12 protein-coding genes are annotated in these 12,965 nt (G+C 45.8%); 9 read left to right on the plus strand and 3 right to left on the minus strand.

Going from position 1 to position 12,965, the window contains the following annotated elements; all coding sequences use genetic code 11:
- Positions 1 to 158: 158 nt before the first annotated feature.
- From M1D71_RS12125 to M1D71_RS12145, 5 genes are all read left to right on the plus strand, one after another.
- Positions 159 to 1,604 (plus strand): 4-hydroxyphenylacetate 3-hydroxylase family protein, encoded by a 1,446-nt coding sequence (locus tag M1D71_RS12125; RefSeq protein ID WP_458126640.1) that lies wholly within the window; start codon positions 159 to 161, stop codon positions 1,602 to 1,604.
- A 206-nt stretch (positions 1,605 to 1,810) separates the two neighbouring features.
- Complete coding sequence (locus tag M1D71_RS12130; protein ID WP_458126641.1) at positions 1,811 to 2,518, plus strand: response regulator transcription factor; 708 nt, start codon at positions 1,811 to 1,813, stop codon at positions 2,516 to 2,518.
- Positions 2,496 to 3,953, plus strand: a complete 1,458-nt coding sequence (locus tag M1D71_RS12135) for a sensor histidine kinase (protein ID WP_458126642.1) — start codon at positions 2,496 to 2,498, stop codon at positions 3,951 to 3,953. The genes M1D71_RS12130 and M1D71_RS12135 overlap by 23 nt, the downstream gene beginning before the upstream one ends.
- Positions 3,954 to 3,987: 34 nt before the next feature.
- On the plus strand, positions 3,988 to 5,067 hold the full coding sequence (locus M1D71_RS12140) for an AI-2E family transporter (protein WP_458126643.1): 1,080 nt from the start codon (positions 3,988 to 3,990) through the stop codon (positions 5,065 to 5,067).
- A 29-nt stretch (positions 5,068 to 5,096) separates the two neighbouring features.
- Positions 5,097 to 5,495 carry an Asp23/Gls24 family envelope stress response protein gene (locus M1D71_RS12145; protein WP_145317999.1) on the plus strand — a complete coding sequence of 133 codons (399 nt, stop codon included), beginning with the start codon at positions 5,097 to 5,099 and terminating at the stop codon, positions 5,493 to 5,495.
- A 60-nt stretch (positions 5,496 to 5,555) separates the two neighbouring features.
- On the opposite strand, the gene M1D71_RS12150 is transcribed toward M1D71_RS12145, so the two are convergent.
- A complete protein-coding gene (locus M1D71_RS12150) occupies positions 5,556 to 6,401 on the minus strand; it encodes an AraC family ligand binding domain-containing protein (RefSeq protein WP_458126644.1) in 846 nt (281 codons plus the stop codon).
- Between the two features lie 200 nt (positions 6,402 to 6,601).
- On the opposite strand from M1D71_RS12150, the gene M1D71_RS12155 reads away from it, so the two are divergent.
- From M1D71_RS12155 to M1D71_RS12165, 3 genes are all read left to right on the plus strand, one after another.
- On the plus strand, positions 6,602 to 7,606 hold the full coding sequence (locus M1D71_RS12155; protein WP_458126645.1) for an aldo/keto reductase: 1,005 nt from the start codon (positions 6,602 to 6,604) through the stop codon (positions 7,604 to 7,606).
- Between the two features lie 303 nt (positions 7,607 to 7,909).
- Positions 7,910 to 9,451 (plus strand): acyl-CoA synthetase, encoded by a 1,542-nt coding sequence (locus M1D71_RS12160; RefSeq protein WP_458127224.1) that lies wholly within the window; start codon positions 7,910 to 7,912, stop codon positions 9,449 to 9,451.
- 228 nt (positions 9,452 to 9,679) lie between these two features.
- Positions 9,680 to 10,924 carry an aminopeptidase gene (locus tag M1D71_RS12165; protein ID WP_458126646.1) on the plus strand — a complete coding sequence of 415 codons (1,245 nt, stop codon included), beginning with the start codon at positions 9,680 to 9,682 and terminating at the stop codon, positions 10,922 to 10,924.
- A gap of 94 nt (positions 10,925 to 11,018) precedes the next feature.
- On the opposite strand, the gene M1D71_RS12170 is transcribed toward M1D71_RS12165, so the two are convergent.
- Both M1D71_RS12170 and M1D71_RS12175 read right to left on the minus strand, forming a co-directional pair.
- Complete coding sequence (locus tag M1D71_RS12170) at positions 11,019 to 11,477, minus strand: AraC family transcriptional regulator (protein WP_458126647.1); 459 nt, start codon at positions 11,475 to 11,477, stop codon at positions 11,019 to 11,021.
- A gap of 431 nt (positions 11,478 to 11,908) precedes the next feature.
- Positions 11,909 to 12,541 (minus strand): nitroreductase family protein, encoded by a 633-nt coding sequence (locus M1D71_RS12175; RefSeq protein ID WP_458126648.1) that lies wholly within the window; start codon positions 12,539 to 12,541, stop codon positions 11,909 to 11,911.
- A 130-nt stretch (positions 12,542 to 12,671) separates the two neighbouring features.
- On the opposite strand from M1D71_RS12175, the gene M1D71_RS12180 reads away from it, so the two are divergent.
- The gene (locus tag M1D71_RS12180) at positions 12,672 to 12,911 is read left to right on the plus strand and encodes a hypothetical protein (RefSeq protein WP_336759842.1); all 240 of its coding nucleotides are present in this window, start codon (positions 12,672 to 12,674) and stop codon (positions 12,909 to 12,911) included.
- Positions 12,912 to 12,965: the final 54 nt, after the last annotated feature.

Raw genomic sequence — 12,965 nt, forward strand, 5'->3', positions numbered from 1 at the left:
CAGACACCGGACTTCTAGTTCGGTGTCTGTTGACTTTTCTAGCCAAGGCACAGTACTATTTCGTTAGATACATAATGTATCATTACATAGTTTCTTAAGCAGTTAGAAGGATGGAGTTACAGAAATGTCAGGCCGGTGCCTGAGAGGGAGGACATATCATGAGTATCACGATGTCTCGTGGACAAGCTTACATTCAACGTTTGAATGATGAGCGGAATGTATGGCTGGACGGAGAGCGTATCCAGGTAACCCGACATCAGGCCTTTCAGGGAACACTTCAAACCATAGAAGGATTGTTCAACCTGGTGGATGATCCGAAGACAAGAGAAATCGTGGCCTACTGGGACGAACAGACGGGGAGTTACGTGCATCGCTCCTTTCTTGTGCCTCGTTCAGTTCTTGACGTGAACAGCAGGGCGGCTGCTTTTCGGCTATGGGCCGATCGGACGTATGGGGTGATGAGCCGATTGTCTGATTATGCCCGATCCCGCCTGACAGGTTGGTACGCAACACGACATGAGATGACAGCACATGACCCGGCATTTGCAGGTAAAATATCCGCTTATTTTGAACAAGCCAAACGAAAAGATGCATTCCTGACAATTGTCCAGCGAGACCCGCAGATTAATCGTTCCTTGCCTGTTGGTGAAGATGAGGATGCTATGCTGCGGATTGTCAAAAGTAATGCGGAGGGCGTCGTGGTCCGCGGGGCCAAGATGGTGGCAACAGCAGCGCCTTATGCGGATGATATCATCGCTTATCCCGTTCAACGAATTCCGGGCCATCGACCAGAGTTGGCCCATATGCTGATTGTAGCCGCGGACAGTCCGGGCTTGCACATGATGTGTCGGGAATCTTTTGCCGCCAAAGATTCGGATCACTCTCATCCACTCAGTGCGCAGTATGATGAGATGGATGCCGTTTTATTTTTTGACGATGTATTAGTGCCATGGGAACGTGTATTACTGCACAATAACCCCGAAGCCGTATGGCAGATTCGCTGCAATACAGCTTCGTCCAGTCTGGCCTATCACCAGAGCATCATTCGATTGCACTCAAAACTCGAGTTCGTCACAGCCGTCACCACGGCCATTGCCAAGGAGATTGGGGTGGACTCTTTCCTGAATGTGCAGGAACAACTCGGAGAGATGATCAGTCAGATGCAAACCATCGAGGGACTGATTATTGCTGCGGAAGCGAAGTCCAAACCGGACACATTTGGCAACTGGCTGCCGGAATTCAAATATATTGAAACCGCACGTAATCTGGGCAATCGCTATTACCCCCGCGCGGTGGAGATTTTGAAGACGATTGCTGCGGGTGGTCTGATTCAGATTCCTTCAGGTACGTTTGAGATGAATGAAACGATGGGCTCCATGATGGGAAAATATCTTGGGGGTGTGACGTTACAAGCCCCTGAGAAGATTCGACTCTTTCAACTGGCATGGGAGCTGACAGGAAGTCCACTCGGAGCAAGGCATGATCTATATGAACGTTTCTACGCGGGTGATCCTGTGCGTAACCGGGCGAGTCAATATATGCAGTACGACAAGGAACGATTATTGGGCAAAGTTGAACCGTGGCTTCGTGCGGGTAATAAATAGTGTGATACGAATGACCCGGATGAAGAATGAAAAGCCTGAATGAAGAAGGAAAACAGTCCTGATACAGTTCAAGCCTTGGCCTGCGCCAGGGCTCTATTTCTATTTATTTAGATTATCTTTAGAAATGATTTAGGTTGAATTAAGAGACGTAGTATATAGTAATAATGTAGAGATAGGCATAGAGTATAGGAAATGAGAGGAATAACATGAGATACACCGTATTAATTGCAGATGACGAACCTGAGATTGTGGAACTGCTTCAGCTCTATCTGGAGAAGGACTATACCATTAAGACTGCGGTGAATGGAGCCGAAGCGCTGCAAACCATACGTTCAACACAGATCGATCTGGTCATACTGGACATCATGATGCCTGTAATGGATGGATTGCAGTTAATCAAACAGATCAGGGCCACACATCACATGCCTGTTCTGTTCTTATCTGCCAAAAGTCAGGATCACGATAAAATCCTTGGACTCGGACTCGGTGCAGATGATTATATAGCGAAGCCATTTAACCCGCTTGAGATTGTCGCCAGGGTAGAGGCGTTGCTCAGAAGAGTTAATCATTTTGATGCAACAGAAATCCCTGCAGCGAAAGAACAGAATCTGGTATTAGGCGATCTGACGCTGGATCGATCCCAATGTATCCTTTTTCGTTCAGGAAATCCTGTAACATTAACTTCTACGGAGTATAAAATTATGGAATTGTTGCTCGATCAACCTGGCCGAGTGTTCACCCGTAAAAAAATATACGAAGCGGTCTGGGGCGACTATTATGCGCACGAGGACAGCACCATCATGGTACATATCAGCAACATTCGGGAGAAGATCGAGCGTGACTCCAGACAACCGGAATATCTCAAAACGATAAGGGGACTTGGATACAAAATTGAAGCGCCCATGGAAAGCTAGAGAAAAGCGACTGTTGCAGACTTCCCTGACACTGGACTTCCTGCTGTTCAACTTCTTTTTGCTGTTACTGGTACTGATCGTGTACCTTATGGTATCTCTGGATGTCGTGGATTTCCGCATATCGGATCAAGTAGTTGATCCGGATCTGAATGTCGAAGCCCATGTATATGTGGCAGAGCTGGAGAACGAATTTTACTCCGGTGGAGGTTCGGTGTCGCAAGACGAAGACACAGAGATCCAACGTCTCAAGGACAGTGGAGGATGGATTGAGATTCTGGATGCGAATCGCAACGTCATTCATCATGTGGGAGACAAGCAAGATGCGTTCACCCAATACAGTGAAGCCGATCTGTATGCTGGATTGGAAAATCGAAGCGACCAGCCGTACTATTACTCCATTACTCCGTTTTCGACAGAAAGAGCGGCAGCGTATGTGTTGCTGAAGATCCCACGTGATCTGGTCAGCGTAAGAATTAATGATAACCAGTTGATAACCAATCTGAAGCACCCGTTATCTTTTTACATTATGATTGGTATCGGTTTAGTGTTGTCATTAATCTTCGTATATAGCTATTGGGTCGCACGGAGAATCAAAAAGCCGCTCAGTATTCTGTCCTCGGGTCTTACGCAGATGATCCAGGGAAATTATAGTACACGGATGTCAATCTCGGCCGAGAGAGAATTTGTCCAGATTGGTGAGACCTTTAACTACATGGCGGATGTCATTGAGAACACCTCTGCGGAGAAACGTTACGCCGAGGAGAGCAAACAGCGGCTGATCGTAGATCTGTCCCATGATCTGAAGACACCTATAACATCCATACAGGGATATGCACAGGCTTTGGTGGAAGGACGTGGGGAGGACAAGGACAGGCAACAAAGGTACCTGGGATACATCTATAACAAGTCCGTTCAAGTCGCACGCATGATACAAAATATGCTGGAGCTGCTTAAGGTGGATTCACCCGATTTCCGCATGCAGATTGAGAGCAGAGAAATAGGAGAATTCGTGCGAGAGATTATGGCAGATACCTATGGGGAGATTGAGCAGAAACAGTTTGTCCTTCATGTCCTTGTTCCGGATCAGGAGATCTACGCGAGGTATGATCCGGAGCTGCTATCCAGAGTCATTCAGAATCTGATTACCAATGCCCTATCTTACAATCCACTCGGGACAGAACTGCGTGTGGAACTCATTCCGCTGGATACCCATGTGGTGATTGAAGTGGCAGATACCGGGGTGGGAATACCCCAAGAACTGTGGTCAACCATCTTTGATCCGTTTGTACGAGGGGATGAGGCACGGACGGCGACCGGAGGCACCGGTCTTGGATTGTCCATCGCACGTCGTAATACGGAGAAAATGGGCGGACGGCTGATCCTTTCCCGGCGTGGGCGGGAGACCACCGTGTTTACCATTCAGATCCCGAATTAAATAAGAGAAGAAATGTCATGTGGAGGGGAATATTTTGTTCAAAGTAAATACGTTTGTCCGGTTCAGTATTGCACTGGCCCTGATATTGGTTAATATCTATTTATTATCACGTGTGAGCTTCATCTTTCAGCCGCTCGTCACCATGATCACGGTCATTACCGTGCCGATGATGTTATCCGTGTTCTTTTATTATCTGCTAAGACCGCTTGTGAATTACATGGAGAAAAAGAAACTGAATCGCACGCTAAGTATTTTGCTAATCTATCTGGTTATTGCTATTCTGGGAGTGTTCTTCATCATTGGCTTATGGCCATCGTTACGTGAGCAACTGATCAATCTGGTCGATAACGCGCCGAATATAATCAATTCATTAAGTGAACAGCTGAGAGAGCTGGAGCAAAATGGTGCCATTCAAGCCTTGTTCCCTGAGGGCTCGACACCATTCTCTCAAATCACGGAGTATATCAACAAAGGATTTAACTTTGTGACGAACTATGTAAGTGGATTTCTCTCACTGGTTTCCAGTTTTGCGATCATCTTGTTTACACTACCTATTATTCTGTTCTATATGCTGAAACAAGGTGAGAAATTTGGCCGTAAACTGGCACATATCGCTCCAAAACGTTTCCAAAATGACAGCCGTGAAGTCGTGCTTGAGATTGATCAGGCACTGAGTGGTTTTATTGTGGGAAGAGTCTTGGTCAATCTGGCGCTGGGTGTATTGATGTATATTGGTTTCCTCATCATTGGACTGCCGTACGCATTATTGTTAACGGTGATCGCGGTCATCATGAACTTTGTTCCATTTATCGGAGCGATTGTGTCGTCCGTGCCTATTGTGATCATGGGTCTCGTGGTATCGCCATCGGTTGCCATCTGGTCTCTGATTATTATTCTCGTCGCTCAGCAGATTCAGGACAACCTGGTAGCACCTTATGTATTCGGCAAAAAGCTGGATATTCACCCGCTCACGACCATCATTCTCGTGTTGGGTGCGGGGGACCTGGGTGGCATTATTGCCATACTGATTATTATCCCGGTCTATATGATCGTTAAAATTCTTTTGGTTCGAATCTATAACATGTTCTTCAAGGACAAATGGCAGAATGCATAGAATTTAAATTATTCGAAGGAGTGGAGCACATGTCTGAAATTATCGAAAAACAATACAATGAACCTGAATATATCGCACCTCAATCTGTTCAATTGGGTACCATTCACATCTCGAACGATGTGCTGTCCAAGATTGTGGGGATGGCTGCACAGAACACGAATGGTGTATCCTCCATGTCCGTTGGACTGACTGAAGGGATTGCCAAGAGTATCAGCGGCAAGAGTCTGCAAAAAGGGATTGATGTGCATGTCAAAGACGATCAGGCAACCATCCAGCTGCGCATCAACATTCAATATGGCAACAAGATGCACGAGGTCTGCCGTGAACTTCAACATAACGTTCAACAGGCTGTAGAGCAATTAGCTGGTGTTATGGTGAATGAAATTAAAGTACAAGTCGTCGGCGTATCCATGCAAGAGACGGTGTAAACGAATGTAAGGAATAACGATTGTAAGGATAAACGATTAGCAAAAACAGCACCTTCCCAATTAGCAACTTAACTGGGAGGGTGCTGTTTTATGTTTGCGGTAGTAAGTGGGAGCTTCGCCCATCACTTTTTTGAACATTTTGGAGAAAAGCAATTGATCTGTATAGCCCACCGAGCGGGCAATATCACCAATGGTCAGATTCGGATCAAGGGTCAATTGGGCTGCCCTGCGCATCCGGTAATGGACCAGATACGACTGAATACTGCTTCCCATCTGATCCTTGAAGAGAGAGCACAGGTAACTGCGCTGCAGACCGACATGGGATGCAACCGATTGAACGGTAATGGCATTGGCATAGTTCATTTCAATGAAGTCCATTACCTGGGTTACGTACGTTTCCTTCGAATAATCCGGCATGGGTTGAAGATGCTCTGAATTAGCCTGATCAATTAAAATGGAGAAGAATTGATACAGCAAACCAGTCATGCTAATCTCCCAGCCTTTGTGGGTATTGCGCGAATGGACCATTCGATGCAGGCAGGATCGCATCTCGTCATCTTCATTGCCCAGATCAAAGATCGGGTGATGCTCTGACAGACAGGCTTGCTGTAAAAAGGATGGGCTATTGCTACCTTGAAAAGCAACCCAACTGTATTCCCATGGGTCATCCTGGTCTGCTTCATAATGCACAACGGAATGCGGAACGATCAGAAATCCTTGTCCTTTGTGCAGAGTATGCGTTTTGCCACCAACTTCGAAGATGCCTTTGCCATTCAAAATATAATGAATTTTGTAATAGTCTCTCATGGCGGGGCCAAAGTGATGACCTGGTGTACAGGCTTCGGTTCCATAATGAAGGAGCTGAAGCTCCTGAAAATGATTGTTCTTAAACATATACGTAATCAAGGTTATTCACTCCTGACGATTTCGTCTCATCTTGCATTTTAACATACTACATATCTGAAAAGATTAAGAATTTAACAATAGTATAGATAGATAGCAATCATTTTTCCATATGGTTATAGTGAAATGCCATATCGTTTTGGCAGAAAAATGTCTAAGATTAAAAGGAATTCAACAAACCTTACAGGAAAGTGAGAATAACGATGCCCTATACTGCGAGTGAACAACGATACGATGAGATGAAATATGTGCGTTCCGGCAAATCTGGAATCAGACTGCCGCAAATTGCGCTGGGTTTATGGCAGAACTTTGGTGGCAACCGTACATTGGATATTCAGGAAGAGATGATTTTGCGTGCCTTCGATCTCGGAATTAACCATTTCGATCTGGCGAATAACTATGGTCCACCTCCAGGATCAGCTGAAGAGAACTTTGGCTTGATTTACAAAAAACATCTGCGTCCTTATCGGGATGAACTGCTTATCTCGTCAAAGGCAGGTTATCATATGTGGAGTGGACCTTACGGCGAGTGGGGCTCCCGCAAAAACCTGATTGCTAGTCTGGATCAAAGTCTTGGTCGGATGGGGCTGGATTATGTAGACATTTTCTATCATCACCGTCCAGATCCGGATACGCCATTGGAAGAAACGATGACGGCACTGGATCATATCGTGCGGCAAGGTAAGGCACTGTATGTGGGCTTATCCAATTATAATGCAGAACAGACGCAAGAAGCGGTAACCATTCTCCGTCGTCTGGGTACGCCATGTCTGGTTCATCAGCCAAACTACTCAATGCTGAATCGTTGGATTGAAGACGGTTTGCAAGACGTACTGGATGAGCAAGGCGTAGGTTCAATTGCATTCTGTCCACTCGGCCGCGGTCAGCTGACGAATAAGTATGTCGATAAGATCAAGGCAGAACGAGCCAATCCAACAGGCCAATTGAAAAAAGAAGCATATACAGACGAGCGGATTGCCAAGTTCGATGCGCTTCAGGCGGTTGCCGAGCGAAGAGGACAGACGATCTCCCAACTGGCTCTGAACTGGATTTTACGCGGTAATCGTGTTACCTCCGCACTGATTGGTGCAAGCCGTGTGTCCCAGATTGAAGAAAACGTGGCTGCGCTCCAGGCACCGGATCTGACAACGGAAGAGCTTAATGAAATTGAGAGCATTCTGGACGGAATGGGTAATTATCCTTGGTAACATACACAGTATAGCTGGGTAAAATTATAGTTAGATTCTCTTATAAAAGTGGCACCTTCCTGACGACCAGGTAGGTGCCACTTTTAGTTATGTCATTTTCTTTATAAGAACAGATCTATTATAATGGGAGTTATCGTTAATTGACCTATGTTTATTTTTTTCAGAATGAGCCTAGTTCATAGCACCTGGTCCTAGGATTTAGGGTATAATATATAGAAGCTTTACATTTGAACTATGAAGGAGAGGCTCCATTTGAACTTTGAACAGTGGATTTCGCCTGAAAGCTATAACCTGACATCCGAGATGGAGAATCATCCATCAGACCGGATTGCACTTAGATGGCTCAGCGATCAACGAGAATTGGAAGAGATTACGTATGGTGATTTATTCAAGCAGGCGAATCGTCTTGCTGGTGGCTTGCGTGAACTTGGACTGGAGAAGGGCGATCGAGTGTTGGTCATGGTACCACGCCGGATTATTGCCTATGTCATTTATATTGCTTGTCTGAAACTGGGGATTGCCGTTATTCCTTCCTCCGAGATGTTACGGGCAAAAGATCTGGAATATCGTCTGCGTCACTCTGAGGCGCGGGCCGTTATTGTATGGTCAGAGACGACCTCGGAAGTGGAAAAGATGGACGCGGATCTGCCGTCACTGGCACATCGCATCGTGGCATCACCGAACGGTGAAGATAGCGTACCTGCCGAAGGTTGGGTCAATGTGCATCAGTTAATGCAGAATCAACCCGACGAGATGGCGGCGGTGGAGACTCACCGTGATGATACAGCAATTCTCGCTTATACCTCAGGCACTACTGGTAATCCCAAAGGAGTTGTACATAGCCACGGTTGGGGATATGCCCATCTGCGGATCGCTTCTTCATTATGGTTGGATATTCAGCCATCAGACACGGTATGGGCAACGGCTGCACCCGGATGGCAAAAATGGATATGGAGCCCGTTCTTGTCGGTACTCGGAAGAGGCGCGACCGGACTGGTCTACAATGGATCATTCCAGCCCAAGCGTTATCTGGAACTGATGCAGGAACATCAGATTAATGTCCTTTGCTGTACACCAACGGAATATCGGTTGATGGCCAAAGCCGATGATCTCGGACACTATGACCTGTCTCATCTGCGCAGTGCCGTGTCGGCGGGGGAACCACTCAATCAGGAAGTCATTGAAATCTTCCAGCGTCACTTCGACCTGACCATTCGAGACGGATATGGACAGACTGAGAGCACGTTGTTAATCGGCAGTCTCAAAGATGCGCCTGTACGCATTGGTTCCATGGGTCAGTCGATTACACCTGGATTGATTGAAATCATTGACGAAGACGGACAACCTGTGCCTGCGGGTGAAGTAGGAGATATCGCGGTACACAAAGAGATGCCAGCTTTGTTCCGTGCCTATTATCAGGATGAGGGACGGAAGGAAGCGAATCAGCGTGGCGATTATTTTGTAACAGGGGACCGTGCACGTAAAGACGAAGAAGGCTACTTCTGGTTTGAAGGGCGCAGTGACGACATCATCATCAGTTCGGGTTACACGATTGGACCATTCGAAGTGGAAGAAGCACTCATGAAACACGTCAGCGTGAAGGAATGTGCGGTGGTTGCAAGTCCGGATGAGATCCGTGGCAATGTGGTGAAAGCATTTGTCGTCCTGCGAGATGATTCGCTGGCTTCACCAGAACTGAAGCGTGAATTGCAGCACCACGTCAAAGAAATCACAGCACCTTATAAATATCCACGTAAGATCGAATTTGTGACGGATCTGCCGAAGACTAACTCCGGTAAAATCCGCCGGATCGAGTTACGTGAACAAGAAAAACGTAATAGTTAAATCGTTTTGTATAAATGAAATTTTAGATATTAAGCCTGCGTAGTGAAAGAGAAGGAATCGATTCTGCAGAAGCGATAGCGGTCGTATTTGTATCCAAATTATAACCTTTGAAAAATACGATGAAGAAAATTTGGAGACAACGACGATCTAAAGAACGATCCTTCGCTGTAACGGCCACTCAGCAGATTCCGAGTCATAATAAAATTTGAAACAGGAGTGAACACAACCATGAGTCAATTTGAACAAACTTTTGAAAAATCGTTGGAACAATACGCAGAACTGGTTGTTAAAGTCGGCGTGAATATTCAAAAAGGACAGGATTTGCTCGTAACTGCCCCTATCGAAACGCTAGAATTCACACGTCTGATTGTACAAAAAGCCTATGCGGCTGGTGCAAACTATGTACAGGTGGACTTCGATGATGACAACATTACCCGCAGTCGTTTCCAGCATGGTTCCAATGACAGCTTCGACTACTATCCAGCGTGGAAAGCGGATATGATGGAGAAATTTGCAGAAGCAGGCGGCGCCACCCTGACGATCAAAGTTCCAGATCCAGAACTGTATAACGGAATTGACTCCGACAGCGTGTCCCGGGCTACCAAAGCGGCTGCTCAGGCACGGAAAGGGTACGCAAAATATACACGTAACCATGAAATTAGCTGGTGTCTGATCAAGGCACCGACCAAGGCTTGGGCGAACAAAGTGTTTGCAGATATCCCGGAAGAAGACCGAATCAACGTGATGTGGGAAACGATCTTCAAAATGAACCGTGTTGATGGCGGAGATGCCGTACAAAATTGGAGAGAGCATCTGGATGCCTTAAATAACATGAGTGATCTCCTGAACAAGAAGAACTACAAGAGCTTGCATTACCGTGCGCCAGGTACAGACCTGAAAATTGAACTAGTCCATAACCACATCTGGGGTGGCGGTGGTGGCGAAAATAAACAAGGCGTATACACGGTTGCCAATATGCCGACTGAAGAAGTATTCACCATGCCTAAGCGCAGCGGAGTGAATGGTTATGTTAGCAGCACCATGCCTCTGAATCTGAACGGGCAACTGGTAGACCAGATGAGAATCACATTCAAGGATGGTCAGGTTGTAGCGTTTACGGCAGCATCCGGTGAAGAGCATCTGAAGAACCTGTTTGCTACGGATGAAGGTGCACGTTATCTGGGTGAAGTGGCTCTCGTACCGCATGACTCCCCGATCTCCAACCTGAATCGCATATTCTACAATACGGGGATTGATGAGAATGCGTCCTGTCATTTGGCCGTGGGAAGTGCGTATCCTTTCAATATGAAAGATGGCACAACCATGTCGAACGAAGAATTGTTGAAGCATGAGTGCAATGTGAGTTTGACTCACGTCGATTTCATGATCGGTTCCGCAGAGCTGGATATCGATGGTGAGTTACAAGACGGTACAATCGAGCCGGTATTCCGTAAAGGCAACTGGGCATTTTAATTTCTTAACAAGTCTTAACTAGCTAGTAGTAGCAGTCGTTAACAAAAAAGTGACTTCAACATGAAGTCACTTTTTTGTTTCCTCGTAACGTGGATTACACGGGTGTTACAGGCACACATATCTCGCAATAATGCTGATTGAGCAGATCCCATCGATACCTTTCCATTACCGGCTTGTTATCCATCCTGTAACCACTTGTTTGCAAATGAGGAATGATCACATTCCATGCATGCTGAATATCTTCTGCCGTGTGCTTCACTTTACAGATGAGATAATCTCCGCCTGATAGCTCGCCAAACTCAATAGAATCATCTTCCAGACGTTCAGATTCAGTAATAACAATAGAGGCATCATATCTACAGTTCTGAGGGGGTGTGCTTGCCGGGTCATCCTGGGGAATACCGAGTAAAATTGCTGATTCATTAAGCAGTTGGTTTTTGTCTGCCCATTGTTTCAACGTATTCATCGCTTGGGCATTAGCTGGACCGTAAGGACCGATTTGTCGAACATAAGCCAGCCGGTATGACGGGAGGTTTTCGATATACATTTCCATGAGAATCTTCCTCTCTGTACGATTTCTCTTACATATTGGATGCTAACATGGTATAAAAAAAATTGCTTAGGTCATTGTTGAATCCCGGCGACGAAACTCATAGAATAGTCAGGCAAGTTGTGTTGGATCTTTCTCATAATTCCAAACTTGTAACGGTGGAACATGCTTGGTGAACAGGCGCTCAGAACCATTGCCGAGGCTCATCTGGACGAGGATATTAATGAATTGGTTTTGGCTGATGCAGAATTTCAGGAAAATCGATACCTTCGATTGGATTATGATGCGGGGATACACCTGCTGGCCGACTATACATATACGCGGAGTTCGACGAGGAATTTCACATGTTGGATACGTTGATCTATGAAACGTATTAAAGCCACGAGATCGTGGCTTTTTTGCTGTGTCATTTATATATTCTGTCATATTATATATTATTCAGCGTGCATTTTGTTGAAGCTAACATATTCGTTAATCGGTTTACGGTAACCGCGTGGGCGCTGTTTGGCTTCCGACTTTTTGCCGATGGTGATCATCATAACCGGTACGTAATGGTTAGGGATATCCAAGCTTCGTTGTAGTTCTTCGGCGTCAAAGCCGATCATTGGACAGGTGTCCCAACCGCGATCCTGAGCAATCAGCATCAATTGCATGGCGGACAGGCTGGCATTGCGAATGGCATCCTCACGTTGGAAGAATCTGCCCCGAGATTCGTAAAATTCGGTGACACTTTGGGATTCCTGCTCATATTGGAAAGGAGTAAGTGCCCCCAGGTTCAGCAACCCTTCGTTAATGGTGCGGATGTGATGGTGTGCGTTGACATCGCCCAATACGATAATGACTGCAGAAGCTGTTTTTACTTTGTATTGCTGGGAAGCTTCATAGACTTTCTCTGTCTGTTCCTCATCTTTAATCACAAGATAGTGTGTATGCTGCAAGTTGAAGGCAGAAGGTGCGAATTTGTTCAGGGCAAACATCTCTTGCAGTTCAGAATCCGATATTTCAATTCCTTCTTCAAAAATAATGGCCGATCTACGGTTTTTGACCAGATTCTCCAACTCACTCATGGTAGTTTCCCTCGCTTATGTATAATTTATAAACTGACTATAACACACCTAGTTACTTTATGTAAGTATTATTTTTGAATAAGACAAGGTTTGGTTGCCATACGCTAAAATAAAACACTAGAGGTGATTCATGAAAGCTTTCATCACAAAATATAAGGGAGGACATAACCCGCATGAATTTCGGGTATATGTGATCCAATCTTCGACGTTAAAACGTTTTGTTGTTATGGAGATTATTCTGGGCTCCATCGTGTACAATGTCGCACTGTATTTGTGCCATAATGCACTGCTCGCTGGAGTAGGCTCTTGGGCTGGAACGGAAAGCCTGAAGAGATTGCCACTGGTCTTTAGGAGAATCGCAGGTACATGATGAGGAGTGAAAAGAAAGATTGGAGCAGAAGAGGGCCAGTTTCGGCCCCATCTT

Source organism: Paenibacillus sp. Z3-2, from assembly GCF_054161325.1.

Excerpts from the sequence above, each read along its gene's own strand:
- M1D71_RS12180 (WP_336759842.1), top strand. The coding sequence starts at position 12,672 with ATGAAAGCTTTCATCACAAAATATAAGGGAGGACATAACCCGCATGAA.
- M1D71_RS12160 (WP_458127224.1), top strand. The coding sequence starts at position 7,910 with ATGGAGAATCATCCATCAGACCGGATTGCACTTAGATGGCTCAGCGAT.
- M1D71_RS12165 (WP_458126646.1), top strand. The coding sequence starts at position 9,680 with ATGAGTCAATTTGAACAAACTTTTGAAAAATCGTTGGAACAATACGCA.
- M1D71_RS12145 (WP_145317999.1), top strand. The coding sequence starts at position 5,097 with ATGTCTGAAATTATCGAAAAACAATACAATGAACCTGAATATATCGCA.
- M1D71_RS12155 (WP_458126645.1), top strand. The coding sequence starts at position 6,602 with ATGCCCTATACTGCGAGTGAACAACGATACGATGAGATGAAATATGTG.
- M1D71_RS12170 (WP_458126647.1), bottom strand. The coding sequence starts at position 11,477 with ATGGAAATGTATATCGAAAACCTCCCGTCATACCGGCTGGCTTATGTT.
- M1D71_RS12125 (WP_458126640.1), top strand. The coding sequence starts at position 159 with ATGAGTATCACGATGTCTCGTGGACAAGCTTACATTCAACGTTTGAAT.
- M1D71_RS12130 (WP_458126641.1), top strand. The coding sequence starts at position 1,811 with ATGAGATACACCGTATTAATTGCAGATGACGAACCTGAGATTGTGGAA.
- M1D71_RS12175 (WP_458126648.1), bottom strand. The coding sequence starts at position 12,541 with ATGAGTGAGTTGGAGAATCTGGTCAAAAACCGTAGATCGGCCATTATT.